Here is a 383-nt window from a genome sequence, read left to right as displayed (position 1 = left end):
GATCTATGAGGTCGTTTCGGCCGTCGTGGATGCGGTTGACAAGCCTGTTACGGTCAAAATGCGTCTGGGGTGGGATGAAGACCACCTGTACGTGTTGGACAATGCAAGGGCAGTTGAACGCGCGGGAGGCAAAGCGGTTGCTGTTCACGGTCGTACGCGTGTGCAAATGTACAAGGGACATGCGGACTGGAGCTGGATCGGGAGGGTTAAGGAAGCTGTTTCCATTCCTGTCATCGGCAATGGGGATGTGGCAACACCTGAGGATGCCCGCCGGATGCTGGATACCACGGGATGCGACGGTGTGATGATTGGTCGCGCTGCGCTTGGTAATCCTTGGATGCTGTATCGGACCATTCAGTACCTGACCACCGGAACATTGCCGG

At 56.7% G+C, this 383-nt stretch carries 1 protein-coding gene; it reads left to right on the top strand.

Translation table 11 applies throughout. The annotated features are described in order from the left end of the window. A partial coding sequence (locus EDM52_RS24075) for a tRNA dihydrouridine synthase (protein WP_183185347.1) occupies positions 1-383 on the top strand: 383 nt, incomplete at both ends.

The sequence above is a fragment of the Brevibacillus invocatus genome (genome assembly GCF_003710915.1).
GTDB classification, from domain to species: Bacteria; Bacillota; Bacilli; order Brevibacillales; family Brevibacillaceae; genus Brevibacillus; species Brevibacillus invocatus.
The sequence above is the reverse complement of the archived record's forward strand: the minus strand, read 5'-3'. Positions and strand labels throughout refer to the sequence as shown.